Below are 6,000 nucleotides of genomic sequence, written 5' to 3'. Positions count from 1 at the left end.
GCTAAGCCTCTCAGCGCCGATGGTACTGCAAGGGGGACCTTGTGGGAGAGTAGGACGCCGCCGGACTTAACGTAAGAGAACCAGGGAACCCCTGACCAGTACTGGTCAGGGGTTTTCTGCGTTTGCGGCCCGTCCACAGGGCAGGTTGGAGGGACAGCCTCCGCGGTAGGGTTGTCGGGTCATGACTGCGCCATTCACCACTGCCTCCGGCTCCGACATCCGCGTCCGCTTCTGCCCGAGCCCGACGGGGAGCCCGCACGTGGGGCTCATCCGCACCGCGCTCTTCAACTGGGCCTACGCCCGCCACACCGGCGGCAAGCTCGTGTTCCGCATCGAGGACACCGACGCCGCTCGCGACAGCGAGGAGTCGTACGCGCAGATCCTCGATGCGCTCCGGTGGCTCCGGCTCGACTGGGACGAAGGAGTGGACGCCGGCGGCGAGCACGGACCGTACCGGCAGTCCGAGCGCACGGCGATCTACGACGACGTGATCGCGAAGCTCAAGGAGTCCGGGCACATCTACGAGTCCTTCGTCACGCCGGACGAGATGGAAGCCCGCAACAAGGCCGCGGGTCGCGACCCGAAGCAGGGCTACGACAACCACGAGCGCGACCTGACCGACGCCCAGCGTCAGGCCTTCCGCGACGAGGGCCGCGAGCCGGCACTCCGCCTGCGCGTGCCCGACCGAGACCTGAGCTTCGAGGACCTCGTGCGCGGCGAGATCACCTTCAAGCAGGGCACGTTCCCCGACTTCGTGGTGGTCCGCCCGAACGGCAAGCCGCTGTACACGTTCACGAACCCGGTCGACGACGCGCTGATGGGCATCACGCACGTGCTCCGCGGTGAGGACCTGCTGTCCTCGACCCCGCGGCAGATCGCCCTGTACGAAGCGCTGTACGAGATCGGCCTCGCGCCCTCCATCCCCGTGTTCGGGCACCTGCCGTACGTGATGGGGGAGGGGAACAAGAAGCTCTCGAAGCGCGACCCCGAGTCGAACCTGTTCCACCACCGCGCCGCCGGCATGATCCCGGAGGGGCTCGTGAACTACCTGGCGCTGCTCGGCTGGTCGATCGGGCCCGACCGCGACGTGTTCTCGATCGATGAGATGGTGGCGGCGTTCGACGTCACGGACGTGAACCCGAACCCGGCCCGCTTCGACCACAAGAAGGCCGAGGCGATCAACGGGGACCACATCCGTCTGCTGGCGCCGGGGGACTTCCGGTCGCGCCTGCTGCCGTACCTGTCGGAGTTCGTCAGCGACCCGGCGACCCCGGAGCAGCTCGAGGTCCTGACCAAGGCCGCCCCGCTCGTGCAGGAGCGCATGCAGCTGCTCGGCGAGGCGCCGGCGATGCTCGGCTTCCTGTTCACCTCCGACGCCGACCTCGTGGTCGAGGACGACGCGCTGGCCTCGCTCAAGGGCGACACGGCGACGGTCCTGACGGCGAGCACCGCCGCGCTCGAGGGCGTCCAGGACTGGACCACCGAGGCCATCGAGGGTGCGCTCCGTGCGGCTCTCATCGACGAGCTCGGCCTGAAGCCCCGCGTCGCGTTCGGCCCGCTGCGCGTGGCAGTGTCCGGACGCCGGATAAGTCCGCCGCTGTTCGAGTCGATGGAGATCCTGGGCAAGGAGTCCACCCTGACCCGGCTCCGCGCCCTCGCGGCGCGCTGACCGACCGTGAGCAGCACGGAGCACGCCGACCAGGTCGTGCACGACGTCGCGGTCATCGGCGCCGGTCCGGCCGGGCTGAGCGCTGCGCTCAACCTGGTCCGTGCGAAGCGCACCGTGCTGCTCGTCGATGCGAACCGGCCCCGGAACGCCGCGACGCTGCGGTCGCACGGGTTCCTGACGCGGGACGGCATCTCGCCGCTCGAGCTCCGGAAGCTCGGGCGCACCGAGGTCGAAGGGTACCCGGAAGCGACGGTCGTGCAGTCCGTCGTCGACCTGGTGGCCCCGGACCCCGACACGGACACCTGGCGGGTGCACGGTTCGTGGCGCGGCACCGAGCTCGAGGCCCGTGCCCGAACGGTCGTCGTGGCGACGGGGCTGCGTGAGGAGTTCCCGTCGCTGCCGATGCTCCGTGCGTTCTACGGCACGGCGGTGCACAGCTGCGTCGAGTGCGATGCGTACGACAAGGCCGGGCAGCCGCTCGCGTTCATCTGCGAGACCGACGACGTCGTCGACCGCGCGCTGCTCATCGCCGCGTGGACCGACGACCTGATCGTCTACACGAACGGGGTGGCGCCGCTCGACGACGCGGGCCGCGCTCGACTGGCGGCCGCGGGGGTCGTCGTGGACGAGCGGGTCGTCGAGGACCTCGAGGGCGACCGCACGGGGATGACCGGCGTCCGGCTCGTCGACGGCCACGTCGAGCCACGGACCGGCGGGTTCGTGCGACCGGTGTGGCACGCCGACCTCGACTGGCTGCGCACCAGCGCCACCACGAGTGCGAGCGCAACGAGCGGGAGCACGGCCGCGGACGCCGACACGCCCGAGCCACTCGAGGGGCTCCAGCGCGACACGCAGGGACTCCTCGTGGTCGACCGGGTGGGCCGGACGTCCGTCCCGGGGCTCTACGCCGTGGGGGACGTCACACCTCCCGGGCCGGAACAGCTCATCGTCGCCGCCGGTCACGGAGCCGCGACCGCCGCCGCCGTGCACCGAGACCTGGTGGGTGGTCTTGCAGACCTCCGGGATGCTGTACAGTAGTTGATCGTGCCCCGGGTGACCGGGCCGGAAGGCCGACAGGCCTTTTGGGGTATGGTGTAATTGGCAACACAGCGGTTTCTGGTACCGTCGTTCTTGGTTCGAGTCCAGGTACCCCAGCACTCGATGAACAGCCTCCCGGGATCTCCCGGGGGGCTGTTCTGTTTCCCGGACGATGCACGGCTCGTCCACGGCTGGTCCGGAGGTTGCGCGGAACCGCACGATGCCCGAGTGGGTCGCGAGCACCGCGCGGAAGGTGCCCTCGGCGGTGGACCGGTCGTTCCGGAGTCGTACCGTCCGTGGCGGGCGCAGGCCGCGCCTCCCGGCCGGGTTGCGGTTCCCCGCACCGGGCCGTCGCCTGCTCGTGGGCGGGGGAGCGCGGTCCTACGGTCGGAAGACCGTCGCGGGAGTCGCGACGGTCCGCTGCCGAGCATCCGAGGTGTCATCGTGACCTCCACCGATCCGCTGACGACCGTCGATCCCTGGAACCACCCCGCAGCCGTCCCCGCGGCGGCCGACCACTCCGTGCTGGACCGATGGGACCGCGTCGTGGCGCAGCGGGGCGACGCCGCCGCGCTCGCGGGGGACGGCCGTCCGTACACCTACGCCGAAGCGGACCGGACCTCGCGCGCGCTGGCCGCAGCCCTGGCCGTGACGCTCCGACCTGACGACAACAGCGGAGCCGGTGTCGGCGACACCCCGGGCGGGGCGCCGAAGCCGGTCGGGCTGATGGCGGGACAGTCGACCGAGGCCGTGATCGGCATCCTGGCGCTGGTGCGTGCCGGAAGGCCCGTGGTCGTGCTCGACGACCACCTGCCCGCCGCACGCCTGGCGCACGTGGCCCGCCTCGCCGGCGTCGACGAGATCCTGGCCGACGCCGAGCGTGCGCTGCTGGCCGCCGACGTCGTCGCAGAGCGGGACGGCCGGGTGCACGGAATCGGCGAGCTGCTGGACGCGAGCGAGCACGGCGAAGTCCCGTCGACGGACACCGCTGCCGCGCATCCCGGCGGCCGAGACCCCTTCGCCATCGTCTTCACCTCCGGCTCGACCGGCATGCCGAAGGGCGTGGTCCTGACGCACCGGCAGCAGATCGCCAACGCGGAGCAGGACGCCCTCGCCCTCGGCCTCGGGCCCGGTGACCGGCTCGGTGTCGTCCTGCCGCTGTCGTTCGCGGCCGGGCTCCTGTTCTCGTTCGACACGCTGCTCTGCGGCGGCACCATCGTGCTGCTCGAGCCGCGTGAACTGGGTGTCGAGCGGCTGCTCGGGCGGTTCCGGGACGACGACGTGAACGTGCTCGTCTGCACCCCGCACCTGCTGCGTTCGATCGTCGGGTCGCAGAGCGCCCCCGGCTCGCACGGGACGGCCGCCGGCACCGCGCCGGTGCTCGGCGGACTGCGCTTCCTGATGACCACGGGCGAGTCCGTCACGGGCGCCGACCTCGCCGCAGCCCGACACCACCTGGACCCGGACACGCTGCTCCTGAACGCCTTCGGCTCGAGCGAGACCGCGTGCGTCGCGTACTGCCCGGTGGCCCCGAACGAGCCGGTGCCCGAGGGCGTCGTGCCCGCCGGTTGGCCGTTGCCCGGCAAGACCGTGCTCGTGCTCCGCGAGGACGGCAGCCGCGCCGACCCGGGGGAGACCGGCGAGCTCGTCGTGGTCTCCGATGCCCTGACCGCGGGCTACTGGGGTGCGCCGGAGAAGACCGCCGAACGGGCCGGACGCACCGGCGAGACCGAGGCCGCCGCCGGCATCCCCGTCGGGACCCCGAGCTGGCGGCAGGGCGACCTGGCACGCGTCGAACACGACGGCCGGCTCGTGCTGCTCGGCCGATCCGACGACGCCGTGAAGGTCCGCGGCTACCTGGTCGAGCCGAGTGAGGTCGAGGCGGCGCTCCGCGCGGTCCCCGAGGTGCACGACGCGGTCGTGACTGCTCAGGTCGACCCCGGCTCCGTCACCCGGCTCGTCGCCTACGTGGTCGGTCGCCCCGGACACCGCACCCCGGCACCGGGTGCGCTCCGACGTGCGCTCCGCGACCGGCTGCCCGAGTACATGGTGCCGGCGTCGATCGTGCCGATGACCGAACTGCCGCGGAACGAGCGGGGCAAGGTCGACCGGGCCGAACTCCCCGGGGCGCCGAGCGTCGAGACCGAGATGGTCGAGGGCGAGTACGACCAGTGGGAGCTCGTCGTCGGCCAGATCTGGGCCGAGGTGCTCGGTCTGCGGGGCGTGCACCTGGACGAGGACTTCTCCGCGCTCGGCGGCGACTCGCTGTCCGCCGAGGAGATGCTCGCCCTCGTGCAGACCCGTCTCGGCATCGACCTGCGGTCCTCGGACGTCCTGCAGCACCCGACGCTCCGCGCGTTCGCCCGCCGGGTGCGCAGCGGCACCACGGCGCTGCCGAGCCACCCCGACGTCGTCAAGGTCTCCGGTGCGCGAGAGTCCGGCCGTCCCCCGGTGTTCTGCTTCGCCGGCGGCGGCGCCCTCGCGCTGACGTTCCTGCCGCTGTCCCGCTACCTGCCCGAGCACGACGTGTACGCGTTCCAGCAGCACGGCCTCGAACGTCGTGGGCTGCCGGACTGGAGCATCCAGGCCAGCGCCCGCCGGTTCGTCGCTCTCATGCGCATCGTGCAGCCGCGCGGACCGTACCTGCTGGTCGGCCACTCGCTGGGCGGACTGATCGCCCTCGAGATCGCCCGACTGCTCACCGAGAGCGGCGAGCAGGTCGAGCACGTCGCACTCCTGGACACCTACCTGCCACGCACGGGTGCCGAGGGGGTCCGGAAGCAGTTCGGCCGCCTCGAGCCGCGCGAGCACCGCAACCCCGCGGTGCGCGCCGCCGGTCAGCGCCTCGCCGGCGCCGTCCGGCGGGTGATGCCCAGCGGCATGTCGTGGGGGGACCACGTCGCGAAGCGGATGCGTGCCTACAGCGCCGGTGTGCTGCGGCACGGTGGGCAGAAGGACTTCGACGCCTTCTTCGACCAGGCCGAGCTCGTCACCCGGCGGCACCACGCCACGCCGTTCCACGGTCGGGCGACGTACGTGCTCGCCGATGCGAACCCGGACGCCGCCGGGTGGTCCGCGCTGCTGCGCGGGCGCACCGAGACTGTGCGGATCGCCGCCGAGCACAGCTCGTTGTTGCGGGAACCGCACGTGGCCGACCTCGCGACGGCGCTGCGTGCGGCGTTCGCGACCGAGGGCGCGGCCCGGAACTGACCTGGGTGACTCACGGGAGGCGCGGTGCCGGCTGGCACCGCGCCTCCCGTCCGCCTGTCGGTGCGTCCACGGCACGTGGCCGG

3 protein-coding genes and 1 tRNA gene are annotated in these 6,000 nt (G+C 72.2%); all 4 read left to right on the top strand.

All coding sequences use genetic code 11. From position 1 onward, the window contains the following. Positions 1-181 precede the first annotated feature (181 nt). The 4 genes from gltX (at position 182) to DEJ17_RS14310 (ending at position 5,917) form a co-directional block, all read left to right on the top strand. Positions 182-1,669 carry a glutamate--tRNA ligase gene (gltX, locus tag DEJ17_RS14325; RefSeq protein ID WP_110894870.1) on the top strand — a complete coding sequence of 496 codons (1,488 nt, stop codon included), beginning with the start codon at positions 182-184 and terminating at the stop codon, positions 1,667-1,669. Between the two features lie 6 nt (positions 1,670-1,675). Next, positions 1,676-2,707: an NAD(P)/FAD-dependent oxidoreductase gene (locus DEJ17_RS14320; RefSeq protein ID WP_110894869.1), complete on the top strand. Its 1,032-nt coding sequence runs from the start codon at positions 1,676-1,678 to the stop codon at positions 2,705-2,707. Positions 2,708-2,752: 45 nt separating this feature from the next. Continuing rightward, positions 2,753-2,824, top strand: a tRNA-Gln gene (locus tag DEJ17_RS14315). Positions 2,825-3,151: 327 nt separating this feature from the next. Then, entirely contained in the window at positions 3,152-5,917 is a 2,766-nt protein-coding gene (locus DEJ17_RS14310) for an alpha/beta fold hydrolase (protein WP_181421217.1), read from the top strand. Positions 5,918-6,000: the final 83 nt, after the last annotated feature.

The sequence above is a fragment of the Curtobacterium sp. MCSS17_011 genome (assembly GCF_003224275.1).
Lineage (GTDB): Bacteria > Actinomycetota > Actinomycetes > Actinomycetales > Microbacteriaceae > Curtobacterium.
Note: the sequence above shows the minus strand (reverse complement) of the source record. Positions and strands in the feature narration are given on the sequence as shown.

Bases quoted from the DNA above. Each gene is read 5' to 3' on its own strand.
- gltX (WP_110894870.1), top strand. From the start codon at position 182: ATGACTGCGCCATTCACCACTGCCTCCGGCTCCGACATCCGCGTCCGC.